General features: G+C 36.2%; 15 protein-coding genes. 12 read left to right on the top strand and 3 right to left on the bottom strand.

Going from position 1 to position 15,048, the window contains the following annotated elements; all coding sequences use genetic code 11:
- The first annotated feature begins 65 nt into the window (after positions 1 to 65).
- From NKG37_RS08065 to NKG37_RS08075, 3 genes are read left to right on the top strand one after another with little or no spacing between them, the layout of a single operon-like run.
- Positions 66 to 713, top strand: a complete 648-nt coding sequence (locus tag NKG37_RS08065; protein WP_016201342.1) for a sigma-70 RNA polymerase sigma factor region 4 domain-containing protein — start codon at positions 66 to 68, stop codon at positions 711 to 713.
- Positions 670 to 834 carry a YvrJ family protein gene (locus tag NKG37_RS08070; RefSeq protein WP_016201341.1) on the top strand — a complete coding sequence of 55 codons (165 nt, stop codon included), beginning with the start codon at positions 670 to 672 and terminating at the stop codon, positions 832 to 834. Before NKG37_RS08065 ends, NKG37_RS08070 begins: the two co-directional genes overlap by 44 nt.
- Positions 831 to 1,070, top strand: a complete 240-nt coding sequence (locus tag NKG37_RS08075) for a hypothetical protein (protein WP_016201340.1) — start codon at positions 831 to 833, stop codon at positions 1,068 to 1,070. The genes NKG37_RS08070 and NKG37_RS08075 overlap by 4 nt, the downstream gene beginning before the upstream one ends.
- A 70-nt stretch (positions 1,071 to 1,140) precedes the next feature.
- Here NKG37_RS08075 and NKG37_RS08080 read toward each other — a convergent pair whose 3' ends face one another.
- The 3 genes from NKG37_RS08080 to NKG37_RS08090 all read right to left on the bottom strand — a co-directional run bounded on the left by NKG37_RS08080 (position 1,141) and on the right by NKG37_RS08090 (position 4,892).
- Positions 1,141 to 2,121, bottom strand: coding sequence for a polyprenyl synthetase family protein (locus NKG37_RS08080; protein WP_101729077.1), 981 nt, complete (start codon positions 2,119 to 2,121; stop codon positions 1,141 to 1,143).
- Positions 2,122 to 2,124: 3 nt separating this feature from the next.
- Positions 2,125 to 2,676 (bottom strand): Gx transporter family protein, encoded by a 552-nt coding sequence (locus tag NKG37_RS08085; protein WP_254416053.1) that lies wholly within the window; start codon positions 2,674 to 2,676, stop codon positions 2,125 to 2,127.
- A gap of 332 nt (positions 2,677 to 3,008) precedes the next feature.
- Entirely contained in the window at positions 3,009 to 4,892 is a 1,884-nt protein-coding gene (locus NKG37_RS08090; RefSeq protein ID WP_254416054.1) for an FAD-dependent oxidoreductase, read from the bottom strand.
- 397 nt (positions 4,893 to 5,289) lie between these two features.
- On the opposite strand from NKG37_RS08090, the gene NKG37_RS08095 reads away from it, so the two are divergent.
- From NKG37_RS08095 to NKG37_RS08135, 9 genes are all read left to right on the top strand, one after another.
- Positions 5,290 to 6,336 carry an FAD:protein FMN transferase gene (locus NKG37_RS08095; RefSeq protein ID WP_169187699.1) on the top strand — a complete coding sequence of 349 codons (1,047 nt, stop codon included), beginning with the start codon at positions 5,290 to 5,292 and terminating at the stop codon, positions 6,334 to 6,336.
- 24 nt (positions 6,337 to 6,360) lie between these two features.
- Positions 6,361 to 7,302 (top strand): 1,4-dihydroxy-2-naphthoate polyprenyltransferase, encoded by a 942-nt coding sequence (gene menA / locus NKG37_RS08100; protein ID WP_016201335.1) that lies wholly within the window; start codon positions 6,361 to 6,363, stop codon positions 7,300 to 7,302.
- A gap of 53 nt (positions 7,303 to 7,355) precedes the next feature.
- A complete protein-coding gene (locus tag NKG37_RS08105) occupies positions 7,356 to 8,159 on the top strand; it encodes an energy-coupling factor transporter ATPase (RefSeq protein WP_254416055.1) in 804 nt (267 codons plus the stop codon).
- Positions 8,138 to 9,001, top strand: a complete 864-nt coding sequence (locus NKG37_RS08110) for an energy-coupling factor transporter ATPase (protein ID WP_205835560.1) — start codon at positions 8,138 to 8,140, stop codon at positions 8,999 to 9,001. Before NKG37_RS08105 ends, NKG37_RS08110 begins: the two co-directional genes overlap by 22 nt.
- The gene (locus NKG37_RS08115; protein WP_101729074.1) at positions 8,998 to 9,792 is read left to right on the top strand and encodes an energy-coupling factor transporter transmembrane component T family protein; all 795 of its coding nucleotides are present in this window, start codon (positions 8,998 to 9,000) and stop codon (positions 9,790 to 9,792) included. The genes NKG37_RS08110 and NKG37_RS08115 overlap by 4 nt, the downstream gene beginning before the upstream one ends.
- Positions 9,793 to 10,740: 948 nt before the next feature.
- Positions 10,741 to 11,400, top strand: coding sequence for a sugar transferase (locus tag NKG37_RS08120; RefSeq protein WP_016201331.1), 660 nt, complete (start codon positions 10,741 to 10,743; stop codon positions 11,398 to 11,400).
- Positions 11,401 to 12,843, top strand: coding sequence for a teichuronic acid biosynthesis protein TuaB (locus tag NKG37_RS08125; RefSeq protein WP_254416056.1), 1,443 nt, complete (start codon positions 11,401 to 11,403; stop codon positions 12,841 to 12,843).
- A gap of 35 nt (positions 12,844 to 12,878) precedes the next feature.
- Positions 12,879 to 14,108, top strand: a complete 1,230-nt coding sequence (locus NKG37_RS08130) for a teichuronic acid biosynthesis protein TuaC (RefSeq protein WP_169187704.1) — start codon at positions 12,879 to 12,881, stop codon at positions 14,106 to 14,108.
- Positions 14,105 to 15,034, top strand: coding sequence for an NAD-dependent epimerase/dehydratase family protein (locus NKG37_RS08135; RefSeq protein ID WP_016201328.1), 930 nt, complete (start codon positions 14,105 to 14,107; stop codon positions 15,032 to 15,034). Before NKG37_RS08130 ends, NKG37_RS08135 begins: the two co-directional genes overlap by 4 nt.
- Positions 15,035 to 15,048 lie beyond the last annotated feature (14 nt).

Consider the following 15,048-nt stretch of genomic DNA (forward strand, 5'->3'; position numbering starts at 1 on the left):
ATATTGATTAGTCCCTTTTTTTACAACAAAAACAGAACATATGTTCCTTTTAGGAGGTTTAAAATATGAAGGAATGGCGTTCTTCACAGTCAGAAGCATATACCACGTTTTTAGAGGAAAACAAATCATTATTAAGCAATCCAATTGTAAGGAGTTTTTTGCAAAAAAAGGTAAATGTTCATCTGTTAAAAAAAGCGATCGAATGTCCGACAAAGGAAAATAAGGAAAAAGTGGATAAAGCCTTTAAAAAACATTTCTTTACTATTCGGTTTATTTCTTATATCACTTCTTCGATGGAGTATAGCACCATTAATTTTAATAAAAATGTAACGACATATCAGAAAAGGTTTCCTTTAATACTGACTGAAAAGGAAGAAGGAGGAGAGAGGGACATGCCTCTAAATGATAGGGAGGCAGAAATAGAATGGATAGTGGAGAAAGAAGATTTACGTTCTGGGATGGAGGAATATATTTCAGATGAAACGATATATTCAGCCATTCTTGGCCTGACCTTATCACAACGAACGATTCTTACCTATGCTTACCTTTATATATTATCGGATACAGAAATTGCCCGAATACTTAGTACGTCCCAGCAATATGTGTCGAAAACGAGAAAAACAGCTTTAAAGCGTATTCTTACATTTACGAACAAAGGGAGGAAGGAAGATGGAATTAATAGACATGACTCAATGGATGACGATGATCAGTAATTTTGGTTTTCCGCTAACTTTATCATTATTTGTTCTACTTCGATTAGACAAAAAAATGGATGAACTTCTTAAGGAATGGAAGAAAATTGATCAAGATCAACGAAAGGAAAATGCCAAATGACAGATATGTACACGATGGTGAAAAGGGCCAAGGCAGATCCAGAAGTACTAAATGAATTAATTCAACTGTTTGAGCCAAAGGTCAATAAATTAATGAAAAGAACAAATCCTAATGATATGGCAGATCTTTCTCAAGAGCTAAAAATAATGTTAATACAATCTGCCTACCAATATGACTTAAATAGTGTTCCAGGCTTTTGGGAGTTTAAAGATAAATATAAAAAAGAAGAGAGCTGATAAGCAAAATCCGAACCCATCATGCCGATTGGCTTGCAATGGCTGGGTTCGGATTATGGTAAAGAGCACATTAAACCTTCCTTTTTAATAAGCTAGTAGTAATTTCATAAAGATGGTTTTTGTAATCTCCTTCAGGTAATTTACTTAGTTGTTTGATGGCTTTTTCCGTATACTTTTTCGCAAGGAGTTCTGCTTTTTCAACTCCTTTGTATTTAGTTATAAGCTCAGAAATTAGCTGCATATCCTCGTCAGTCAAAGCATCTTTTTTATCTAAAAGAGGGATAAGCTCTTTAGGGTTTGCTTGGATTGCATAGATAAGTGGCAAATTGTAATGACCTTGCTTAATATCTGCCATTACAGGCTTTCCTAATGTTTGAGAATCTCCTTTATAATCTAGAATATCATCCATTATTTGAAAAGCCATGCCAATATAATGTCCCATATTCCAAGCGTTCATAGCGAGTGGTCTGCTTGCTTCACTCTCGATTGCGCCGGAATAGCAGCTTACGGCAAAAAGCTGAGCTGTTTTTCCGGAGATTCTTGTTAAATAATTTTTAACAGTAACAGTAGATTGATAACGAGCATTTAATTGATCTAGCTCTCCGCTTAAGATTTTTTCCATGCTGCGGGCATTGAATTCTAAATGGGAAAGAGATGTTGCGTGCTTAGATAAAATTGTAAAACAAACACAGAATAGATAGTCACCTGCATAGATGGCAAACTTATTCCCGTTATGAGCATGGATAGTTGGAATGTTATGTCGTGTTGGTGATTCATCAATGACATCGTCATGGATGAGTGTTGCCATATGCAATGTTTCCAATGCCGCTGCCACAGCAACCGCACGACCTTTATCTTTTGAAGGACCTATTTGTGAACAAAGCAGGGAGTAGGCAGGTCTAAGTAGCTTGCCGCCGGAATAGATTAAATCCTTAATCGTCTTTTCAACTACTTTATCACGAACACGAATATTACTTTTAATTAATTGAAGTACTTTAGACAAGTCATTTTTTAATTCTGGATACGTATCCCACATTTGATGTACACGCATAGTCTAACCTCTTTCATTACTAGATTCGTTTATTTCCGATAAATCTCGATAATATTGTAGTTTTTCTACATGTGTGATTAAATAGTTGGCTAGTATTCCTATGGCTATTCCCGATAAGATCCCGATAAAGGATAGAACAGGTAAATATAAGAATACAGTCCATGTTTGTGCCACAAAACCTGCAACGGCTAATTGTCCAATATTATGAAGAATTGCTCCGGTGGTACTTACACCGATTAAGCTAATTCGTTTTGTCCCTAGTTGCTTCACACCCCACATGCCGATAAAGCTTAAGATAGCTCCACTAGCACTATACATAAAAGTAGAAAGCGTTCCTCCTAATAATGTTGCCAAGCAAAGTCTAATTGCGACTACTTTAAAGGCATCTTTTGTAGGAAGTGTATATAACGCCAAGCATGTGATAATATTTGCTAATCCAAGTTTTGCTCCTGGAGCAAATGCAAAGGGAAAAGGGATAGCCCGTTCCAATAAGCTTATAATTACCGCTTGAGATGCAAGTAGTGCTATATATACAAGGCGTTGATTTTTCGTCATCTTCTCAACTTCCATTCTTGCGAATATAATTATTCCTATAAATAAGTTGATTGTAGGTTAAACAAATACTGATACCTATTAATCAGTACAGGACAAAAAAGAATAGATATTTGCAGATTCATTATTCTATAACTTACCCTATTGTTAAACAGGTTGATTGGAGCTGATATGCGAGACTCCCGCGGAAAGCAACCTACTGGTTTAAAAGCTTAAGGTTTATAAAACGGTTAAAGAATAAAATCCAATAGATTCTTTTTTCTCCTTTACTGATTCAAAGGATTGCTAGAAACATGGAGAACATTGTATTCCCTATGTTTCTAGCATATTGTCAATTATTTATAGTCTTTATATATCGCTCGTTCTTTTCCGTACCACCAGTCGCCCAATTTTCTTTGAAGGAAAGGAACAACCCAGTAGTCTAATCCAAATGTACGACCAGATCCATTCATTAAAGCGATAGATGCTGGTAATGCCCATACTTTATCCCATCCAAGCATTGCACATAAAGTGAACATTACTAAGAATGCAGCACTTGCAGCATTTGCTAACCATGTGAATAAACCTGCAAGAATTGCTAATCCGATTGCTAACTCAATAAAGATCATCATTTTTTGCATAAATAGCGCAACTTCTGGTGTTGGAAGCATGATTTTCATAATCCACTCAAACCAGAATGGCATTTTACTTAAAATTGGTGTTGCAAAATCAGTAGAAGTTGCCGCTTCACTAGCACCACTTGTAGCAGTTTGTAACCATTCAAAAGGCATTTTAACACTTGTAGCAGTTAACCAAGAATCTTCACCAAGACCATTGAATAGGTTTGGAACCTTTGACCAGCTGGAAATAGAATCTTTCCATGTTGATTCTCCCCATAGCTTCGCACATGCTTCTATTATCCAGAAACCTGCAACAAATACGCGTAAAGGTAAGCTCCAAAGGACATTGCCATAGCGTGTTAAGAAATCGCGGAAGATATTACGCTTATCTTTTGTATGGAAAAACTCATGCATTACATATTGGTACATATAATAGCCACTTCTGATACCAAAGAAATAATATAGATTAACCATATGCTTCATGAAGTTTGCAAACCAACCGCTTAGATGAACACCACTTAAATTAGCAACACCGTATCTTGCTCCGATGGAAACCATAACACCATGGTACTTTCCTACATATTCTTCCTTTTCACCACCGCTAATTTCTGCAATAATATTTTTAGCTGCAGTCATAGCAGTTTGTTCAGCAGCCTCAACAATTTGTGGAGTAGGCTTTCCAGGCTCTTCTTCAAAATATGCTAAGTCACCAACTACATAAACATCTTTATAGTCTTCAGATTCCATATGAGCATTTACTTTTAAGCGACCTGCTCTTCCAGCTGACATGCCGTAATCTTTTGTATCAGAGTTTGCGCGAACACCCGCTGTCCAAATAAGTGTATAAGTCGGTAGCTCTTCGCCGGATTTTAGTACGATAGCATCTTCTTTGACTTCAACAATTGGAGCGCTTTTTAAGATTTTAACTCCTTGCTTCACCATATAGCTTTCTGCTTTATCAGCATCTCTGCGTTCTAGCATATTTAATATAGTAGGAGCAGCTTCTACAACATATAAAGTAATATCATCTGCATCTAGTTTATAGTCTTTCGCTAATCGTTCTTTCCATTCAATAAGTTCCCCAACCATTTCGATTCCCGTGAACCCAGAACCACAGACAGTAAAGGTCAGCATGGCTTTTCTTGTAGCTTCATCGTGAACAGTAGCCGCTTTACGAACGATCTTTTCAATATGTTCTCTTAATCTAACAGCATCTTCCCAAGACCAAAGGGTAAAGCCATTTTCTTGTACTCCAGGTGTTCCAAAATCATTTGGTTCGCCACCCATTCCTAAGATTAGATAATCAAAAGAAAATTGACCGTGCTCTGTTGTAACTACTTTGCTTTGATAATCAACATGCTTAACGTTGTCTGTAACTAATTTAACCTTTGTGCGATTAAATAAACGGCGTAAATCAAATTGAATAGCATCCGGCTCTACTCTATGTGCAGCAACCTCATGTAATTCAGTCATCATTGTATGATAGGAATGTCTATCTATAAGTGTAATGGAAACTGAATCATCTTTTTTATACTTTTTAGCAAGTTTTTTTGCGGCATGAACGCCTGCATAACCTGCTCCGATTATGACAATATTTTTTTGTCCATTCTTCCTATTCACTCCCATAATAGTTAATTACTTTTTTGTGAAGTTTTGAACAATACTAATATAACAATGTGGTTTATATCTGTCTATGGACTTCATAGAATGTATACAATTTAAAATTTCGATTGTTCACATTTTCGAAACATTTATAAACAGAGTATTTTTGTCATAAATTCTCCATATTTTAAGAAGGTGCTGATAAACACTATTAAGACAATGGTTAATCCGTAAATCGGCTGTTTTATAGGCTTTTGTCCACTAAAAAGTCGATAGACAGTGGCAGAAAGCAATGATAAAATGACGGTGTTATAAATGTGAAAAAATTCACATTGTGAAAATAATAACAAATTATATGGATTATAGAAAAAAATAAAACAACCATAATGTGATATTCATAGAAGGGATGATTTGAATGAATAAATTTAAAATGGCGGTGATCCTTTTTCTTTCCCTCCTTTTATTAGTAGGCTGTGGCAAGCAAAAGGAATCTGATGCAGGAGTAACTAGTACCCCATATAAAAGAACGGAATTTTTAATGGGAACAGTAGTTACGATTAAAATCTATGATAAGGACAAGGAAGCCGTATTAGATCAAGTGTTTGATCGAATAGAGTTATTAGCAAGCCAAATCACGGTGAACGAAGAGGGCTCTATTGTGGATGAAATAAATGAAAATGCTGGTCGTAAGCCACTTCAAGTACCAGATGATATCTACCGTTTAGTGAAAGCAGGAAAAGAATATAGTGGTTACTCAGGAGGGGACTTTGATATAACAATTGGTCCGTTAACTAATTTGTGGCATATTGGATTTCCAGATGAGAAAAAGCCAACGCAATCAGAAATTGATGCCGTTCTCCCTTTTATTAACTATTCAAAGATAGAATTAAATGAAGAAAACCAAACAATATATTTGCCGGAACAAGGAATGATGTTGGATTTAGGAGGAATAGCAAAAGGGTTTATAACAGACGAAGTTGTTAAAGTATTAAACGATAATGGTGTGAAATCTGCCATTGTTGATTTAGGCGGAAACATTTATGTAAAAGGAATGAATCCTTCCGGAAAACCTTGGGAAGTTGGGGTTCAGGATCCTTTTTCCGATAGGGGCGAAATGGTAGGGAAAATGGAAGAAAGCAATACTTCTATTGTTACATCTGGGATATATGAACGGTATTTAGAGGTAGATGGAGTGAAATACCACCATATTCTTAGTCCCAAAACTGGCTACTCTGTCAATAATGATGTTGCTGGTATAACGATTGTTTCCGATAAGTCATTCGATGGAGACGGATACTCTACAACAATATTTATAAAAGGGGTAGAAGAAGGGTTAAAAGCAGTAGAACAAATGGATGGAATGGAAGCCATTTTTGTAACCAAAGATAAAGAAGTTTACTTAACATCAGGACTAAAAGGTAAATTTACATTAACGAATGAGAAATTTAAATTAGCAAATTAATAAGGAAGAAAGGGGTCATTAGGAATGTCGATTCGTTCATTTTTAAAGTTAGTAGAAATACAAACAAAAATAGCTAGTATATTCCCATTTTTTATCGGAATATTATTCGTATTATACCGTTATGAAGCACTCCATTGGAAAAACACGCTTATATTTTTTAGCTCCATGTTAATCTTTGATTTAACAACAACAGCCATTAATAATTATATGGATTATCGAAAAGCAAATAGTGATGAATACAGGAAAGAAAAAAACGTGATTGGGCAAGAGGGAATAAAAGAAAGTACGGTTATCGCAACGATTTTAACACTCTTTTTAACAGCGACGGGATTAGGCGTTTGGCTCACAGTGGAAACGGGATTATTGGTGCTTTTGATTGGTTTTATATGTTTTTGTATTGGCATCTTGTATACCTTTGGACCAATTCCTTTATCAAGAATGCCTTTAGGAGAATTATTTTCTGGCGTAACAATGGGAGTTGGAATCGTCTTTCTAACAGTGTATGTAAACGCATTTGATTATGGTATTGCATCATTAGTATGGGAACAGGAAATGATTATGCTGCAAGTGAACATTATAAAAATAATAGAAATTATCATTGTATCCTTACCGTGTATGTTTACGATTGCAAACCTAATGCTGGCAAATAATATTTGTGATGTGGAAGACGATATAAAGAACCATCGTTTCACTTTACCATTTTATTTAGGAAAGAAATATTCTTTATGGTTATATAATGGCCTTTATGCTGGATCCTTTGTTGCGATACTGATCTCTGTATTTCTCCATCTACTACCAGCTATTGCATTAATTAGTTTAATAGCGATATTACCAGTATATAAGCATATTCGGATTTTTAACCAAATCCAAGTTAAATCAAAAACATTTAGTTTAGCAGTCAAAAATTTAATTATCGTTAATGGATTTCTAGTAGTATCGTTAGCGATGTCTTTCATTATTAGATAAAAATATAACGGATAAGCAAAACACTGGTGCTTTTCCCATAAGGGGGGATTGGTTTGGGAATTGTTTTAGAAGTGGAAGGATTAAGCTTTCGATATGACAAAAGGCAGGATAGAGGCAATGTAATGGACGTTTCCTTTCAGTTAAGAGAGGGAGAATGGACGGCGCTTATTGGCCATAATGGCAGTGGTAAATCAACTTTAGCGAATTTGCTTGTTGGATTGCTTCAATTAGATGAAGGAAAAATTAAGTTGAATGGATCGGTTACAAAGAAAGAGCAAAGTTTTGAGCATATTGGGATTATTTTTCAAAATCCAGAAAATCAATTTATTGGAACAACGGTAGAAGATGATGTTGCTTTCGGACTGGAAAATATAAATATGTCTTATGAAGAAATGCGAGAAAGAGTGGATAAAGCATTATTAGATGTAGATATGCTCGATTATCGTATGGCCGATCCTTCTCAATTATCAGGCGGCCAAAAACAAAGAGTTGCGATTGCAGGAATGCTAGCATTAGAGCCAAAGGTACTCATATTGGATGAAGCCTTTGTTATGTTAGATCCAAGAAGCCGCAAGGAATTAATGGCTACGATACGTAAATTAACAAACAAGGGAATGACGATTCTATCTATTACTCATGACATGGAGGAAGCAGCACATGCTGACAAAGTGATGGTCATGGAGCGAGGGAGAATTAAAACAGTAGATAGCCCCTCACAGCTCTTCTTTTCAGATTCAACACTAGAAAAGCCGTTTGCAGAGAAACTGAGAGAAGCATTGAAAAGTAGAAAACGTAAGGTTCCAGATAAATACATGACAGAAGAAGAAATGGTGCTATGGATATGCAAATCGAATTAAAGGATGTATCCGCAAATTATCAAATCGGACCAATCCGCAAACCAAACGTATTAAATTCCGTAAATCTTACAATTGAATCAGGAACTTTTACAGCGCTCATTGGGAGAACGGGTGCTGGGAAATCCAGTTTACTTAAGACATTAAATGGTTTGCTTCTACCATCAACAGGAAGTATTCGTGTAGGGAATACAGTAATCAAGTCTTCTAACCAAAAAGACGCTATCCGAAAGATACGAAAACAAGTAGGGATGGTTTTTCAATTTCCAGAGTCCCAATTATTTGCTGAAACAGTCGAAAAGGACATTTGCTTTGGACCGCTTAATTTTGGTGTTCCATTAGAAGAAGCGAAAGAAAAGGCAAAAAAGGTAATAGACCTAGTTGGTTTAGAGCCGTCTATTTTATCGAAATCACCGTTTTCCTTATCTGGTGGGCAAAAAAGAAGAGTAGCGATTGCGGGGATTCTAGCAATGGAGCCATCTGTGCTTGTCTTAGACGAACCAGGTGCAGGCTTGGATCCGCAAGGTAAAAAGGAGATAATGTCTCTTATTTCTACTTGGCATCAACAAGAAGGTTTAACGACCATTCTAGTGACGCATGATATGGAGGATGTAGCTTTATACGCAGATCGAGTTATTTTAATGGATCAAGGAAAAATTTTAAAATATGAAAAAACCAAAAAGATCTTTTCAGATACAGAGTTATTGGAGAGTTGGGGGCTAGAAATACCGCAGGCTCGACATTATCAAAGAAGGATTGAACAGGAAACAGGAATAAAACTACCAAATGTGTGTTTAACGTTGGAAGAACTAGCAGATGCTTTGGTTGCGGTGGGATTAGTATGAATAAATTAATTTTAGGAAGGTATTTCCCAGGGGAATCATGGCTTCATCAACTAGATGCTCGGGCAAAGATGATTTCAGTCGTTTTACTTATAGCTATGCTATTTATAGCAAATAATTGGCTAGCCTACTTGTTTTTATGGTTAATTACTCTGTTTATCATGCACTTATCACAAGTTCCTTTTCATACTTATGTGCGGGGAGTAAAACCAATGATATGGCTCATTCTATTTACAGTAATGTTACAGGTGTTATTTACTTCTGGCAGTAATGTATATGTAGAATGGGGACCAATTACGATTTCAGAGTATGGTTTAATAAATGGAGTATTTATTTTCAGTCGTTTTGTCATGATTGTATTTTTATCAACGGTTTTAACATTAACAACCAAACCAATTGATTTGACGGATGGGATAAATAAACTATTAACTCCATTGCGTTTAGTAAAGGTTCCTGTAGATGATATTAGCATCATGTTATCCATCTCCTTACGCTTCATTCCTAATTTACTAGATGAAACACAAAAGGTGATGGATGCCCAAAGAGCAAGAGGGACAGAGTTTGGAGAGGGATCCTTATTCCAGCAAATGAAAACATTAGTCCCCATTTTTCTTCCTTTATTTGCGAGCTCTTTGAATAGAGCAGAGGATATGGCTAATATGATGGACGTTAAAGGATACAATTCTGGAATAAAACGATCTACATTTAGAAGAGTATATTGGAAGAAACAAGATACATGGTGTTTATGCGGGGTATTTTTCATTGGAGTGGTCACTGTATTATTAAGAGGATAACGAAATTGAGTAAGGATTGTCTATTAACCGATGAAGGGTGGTAGGCAATCTTATTTTCATTTATAGGTTAAAATCTTTTTTCAATGAGAGGAGGCAGGGATGGGGAAAGTGAACCCGTCTCAAAGGCCTTATTATCAAGAAGGCTGGGAAGGTAATAGAGAGGTATCTTCTGTGCCCAAGAGCAAGAGCAGGAAAAGGTAACAGAGAAGCGCCTCTGTGACCGAGAGCAAGAGAATTAGTAGGAAAAGGTAATAGAGAAGCTCCCTCAGTGACCGAGAGCAGGAGAATTAGCAGGAAAAGGTAATAGAGGGGCGCCCTCAGTAACCGTAAGCAAGAGAATTAGCAGGAAAAGGTAACAGAGAGGCTTCCTCTGTGACCGAGAGCAAGAGGAAAAGAGCGAAAGGGTAACAGAGAGGCTCGTCTCAAACCCCTTTTACCCGAAGCCACTGAAAAAGTCTTTTTTTCGTGCGAAATGAAGAGCAAGCATATTTGAAAGTGAAAATAAGGTTGGTTTGGAGAGGCGTCCGCTCGACTCCTATGGAGCTGCGAGAAAGTCCGAGACACCGCAGGAATGTAGCGCCAAGCCTCGTAAACAAATCGATCATCTTATGTTTAAAAAGTGGCTATTGCCCATCATCATTAACTAGCTAGTTTTTCAGTGCCCTACTTTTACCCAAAAAGGAAGCCAAGAAGGTAATCGACGAACCATCTACATTTTATAAGATGTCCTTTTTCCACTCACTCCCCCATTTTCACCACCTCAAGCAATGCTTCTGTATTTCGTTAAATCTTCCAATCCAACTAATAACACATCAATATATACCAAAATAGACGGGAAATTTACAATCATTTACCATTCCTTAAAATAGATTCAACGATTTATTAACATTGGAACCATATACTAATTTTGTACATAGCTCAGATAGATAAAACTTTGAGGTGAAAAAAATGCAGGCTAACAGGAGTATCCATATTTTAAAAGAGATATCAATTGTACAAGCAAATAACCTTAAGTCTTCTAAAAAAGGTTCCTTTTATCCATTTATTAAAAGAACGATGGATCTCTTTATAGCAAGTATCGGTATTGTCATTACTCTCCCGTTGATTTTATTGTTTGCTGTTCTTATACGCATAGACTCGCCAGGTTCCCCTTTCTATGTTCAAAGCAGGGTTGGAAAGAATGGCAAATGCTTTAATTTGATTAAATTGCGTTCGATGAGAATAGATGCAGAAAAAGATGGTGAAAAATGGGCAGAGGTAAATGATCCACGTATTACGAAAATAGGTGCATTTATTAGAAAAACAAGAATTGACGAGTTACCACAATTATTTTCTGTTTTGAAAGGTGATATGTCCATTATAGGACCTAGACCAGAGAGACCATCTTTTACGGCGCAATTCAGCAAAGAAATAAAAGGGTTCTCTAACAGGCTGCTTGTGAAACCTGGATTAACAGGATTAGCACAGGTAAATGGGGGCTATGATATTACACCAAAGGAAAAGTTAAAATACGATCTTCAATATATTAATAACGTAACATTTTTTTTAGAAATGAAAATTTTACTAAAGACAATAAAGGTAGTGTTAACAGGAGAAGGTGCAAGGTAATTGGACTCCATTAAGAGCCAAATTAACAGTGGAGCAAAGTGGACCAGTATATCAACATTAGTCATTACTTTATTGCAGATTGGACAGTTCATCATACTGGGAAATTTAATGAGCGCAAAGGAATTTGGCATGATAGGAATGTTAACGACGATTACTATCTTTGCCCAAATTTTTGTAGAGTTAGGATTAGGTGCAGCTGTTATACAGAAACATCATGCAACAGCTAGGCAATTGTCTACGTTGTTTTGGATAAATATTCTTCTAGGAATTCTTATCTGTCTCTTTATGCAGGCAGCTAGTCCTATTATTGCAGATTATTTTCAAACGAAAGAGCTAGAGGGGAAAATTCGTCTCTTATCGATCTTATTCTTGATTGCCCCAATCGGTCAGCAATCACAGTATTTAATGCAGCGCGACTTATCTTTTCAACTATTAGGAAAAGTAGAAACAATATCAACTATTTTTAGCTTTAGTCTATTAATCGGCTTATTATTTTTGACGAAACAAAATCCAGTAAATGTGTATGTATGGTCACAGGTTTCTCTCTATTCTCTGAAAGGAATTCTTTATTATATTTGTTATCTTCCAAAGTGGAAACCAAGCTTTGTGTTAGATATAAAAGACTGTAAAGAATTTTTTTCTTTTGGTATATATCAGCTTTTATCAAGACTGGTAAATCGTCTAGGCAGTAATATCGATATGTTGTTAATTGGGAGATTTATTGGGATGGAGGCATTAGGCCTCTATAATTTAGTCTATCAAATAGTGACCATTCCAGTTCTTAAGTTAAATCCTATTATAACGAGAGTGGCGTTTCCAGTGTTTGCGAAAGATAAAAATAATAATCAGGCATTAGAAACAGGTTATTTACACATGACCAAATTATTAGCGATCGTTTCTTTTCCGTTATTATTAGGTCTGTATTCCGTATCAGATTTGGTTATCCCCTTATTTTTTGGAGAGCAATGGATCGAGGCCATTCCAATTTTACAAATTATGATTATCGTTGGAATATTAAGAGTCCTTATGAATCCAAATGGCAGCATTATCTTAGCAAAGGGAAAGGCAAATATTGCATTTTATTGGGATTTAGGAGTACTGGTTTGCTACGGAGCAGCATTGTTAGCCGCAGTGCGGAGTAATCAGTTAGAAATAGTGGCATGGGCATATGTAGGGGTAAGCATTCTTAATTTTATTGGTGGAAGAATGCTATTAACTAGAATGATAGGGCTCCAACTGAAAAGTTATGTAAAAGTATTGTTGCTACCATTTATTCTTGCAGGAGTTAGCAGTGGGATTGCCTTACTATTAAAAGATCAAATGATTTCTATTTATAATAATTTGGTTTGGGCGTTTATATGGCCTGTGTTAGTAAGTGGGATAAGCTATTTATTGTTACTACATGTATTGAAAAAGCTTGAGGTTCGAGAAGAGTATCTATAATTGGGGATAAGCCTAAAGAAAGAAGGATGTGTATCATGAAAGTATTGTGGATAACCAGTGTGTACCCTAGTGCAGATAATCCTGGAAATGGGGTGTTTCATGAAACACAGGTAAGAGCACTATCTTCTTTAGGAGTAGAGGTAACAGTCATTAATCCCATCCCATTAAATGCTTCCATTTTTAGATTATGGAAGAGAAAATATCGAAAAAAAAGAATTCCTTTTATGGAGGAAAGGGATGGAGTAAAAGTTTATAGACCAGTGTACAGAGCAACTCCTGGTCAATTACGCTGGTTTCAGCCAGATAAACGAATCGCAGGGAGCATCCTTGAAACCTTGAAGAAAGAAAATATAGACTGCGATTTAATCCATGCGCATTTTGCGATGCCATCAGGAGGAGCTGCAAGAATTGTTGCTTCCAAATATAAGAAGCCGTGGCTACTCACATTACATGGGAGTGATGTTCATATTTATCCGTCCTTTAGCTGGAGTGCAGAGCGAATTTTTCAAAAAACAGTCAAATCCGCAGATAATGTCATGGCTGTAGGCGAACACCTTGCTGAGGCAGCGGAGTTGAAAACGGGGAGAATTTGTACTCCATTACCAATAGGAATTGACCTATCAAAATTTAATCTAGCGCAAGCAAAGATTTTGAAAGCAAAGCATAAAGAGGAGCTAGCGTTACCTAACAATAAAAAAATCATTCTCTATGTTGGACGTCTTGTCAAAGAAAAAGGAATTTTTGAATTAGCAGAAGCGTTGCCCTATCTTCCAGAAGAATATGTAGCTGTTTATGTAGGAGATGGACCTGAAAAAGAAAAATTAAAAAAACACAAAATGTATAAGGAACGATTATTCTTAGTCGGGCAAATTTCTAATGAAAAGGTGCGAGACTATTTATTGGCAAGCGATATTTTTATTTTACCATCCTATTCGGAAGGACTGCCTACTGTAGTTATCGAGGCTATGGCTTTAAAAATACCAATTATTAGTACAAATGTAGGTGGGATACCTGATTTATTTGGTGAATATAACCATCTATTAATGGAGCCTCGATCCGTACAGCAAATTGTGACAAAGGTAAAAGAACTAGCAGCTGACCTACCTTTCTATGAAGAAATAACGGAACAATTATATCAGCGTGTTCAGGAGAATTACTCTGCAGTTGATAATGCAAAAAAACTGGTAGAGAAGTATCAGGAAGTAGCCAGTATATTTATCGATTCTACTTATGAAATAAATCACTCTTGGGAGGAAGCGAAATGAGCAAGGTTCTAGTTACAGGTGGAGCAGGTTTTATCGGATCACATATTGTAGAGGGTCTGTTAGCAGAGGGATATGAAGTAGTCGTAATAGATAATTTTTCATCAGGGAAATTTGAAAATATTAAAGATTTACCTATCAAAATTTGCCCATTTGATATAACGGATCCAAAAGTAATCGATGTTATTTCTGACTTAAAACCTTCGTTTATTATTCACCAAGCAGCACAAGTGAGTGTGGCAGATTCGGTTCAGAATATATTGCATGATGAAAATGTAAATGTAAAAGGATCTTTGCATGTGATCAAAGCAGCTATTTGTGCCTCTGTGGAGAAAATACTATTTGCTTCCTCTGCCGCTGTATATGGCAATCCAGAGCAGCTTCCTGTTAAAATCGATCATCCAACTTTACCGGAATCACCATATGGTTTAACAAAATTGACAGTTGAAAAATATCTAAAACTGGCCTATAAGTTTTATGGGTTGTCCTATGGAATTTTAAGGTATAGCAATGTCTATGGACCAAGACAGGATGGGAAAGGCGAAGGAGGAGTTATCTCTATTTTTGCTGATCAGATTTTGGAAAATAAAACACCTATCATCTATGGATCTGGTGAACAAACAAGGGATTTCATTTATGTAAAGGATGTAGCGAGTGCAAATGTTCAAGCATTAAAGCAACAAGGAAATCTTTGTGTCAATATTTCATCTAACGACAAAATTTCGATCAATCAACTTTGGGAAAAGATGGGCACTATTGGAAATGTGTCACTTGAGCCAATATATAAGGCTGAAAGAGAAGGAGATATTCTGCATAGTATTCTTTGTAATGAACAGACAATGTCGCAATTGGATTGGAAGCCTAAAATAGATTTAGAAAATGGATTAAGACAAACCCTTTTCTCATCTAAAAAAGTTTTACAAAAGTAATCATAAGATCGGGA

The organism is Niallia sp. RD1, from assembly GCF_024219955.1.
Lineage (GTDB): Bacteria > Bacillota > Bacilli > Bacillales > Cytobacillaceae > Niallia > Niallia alba.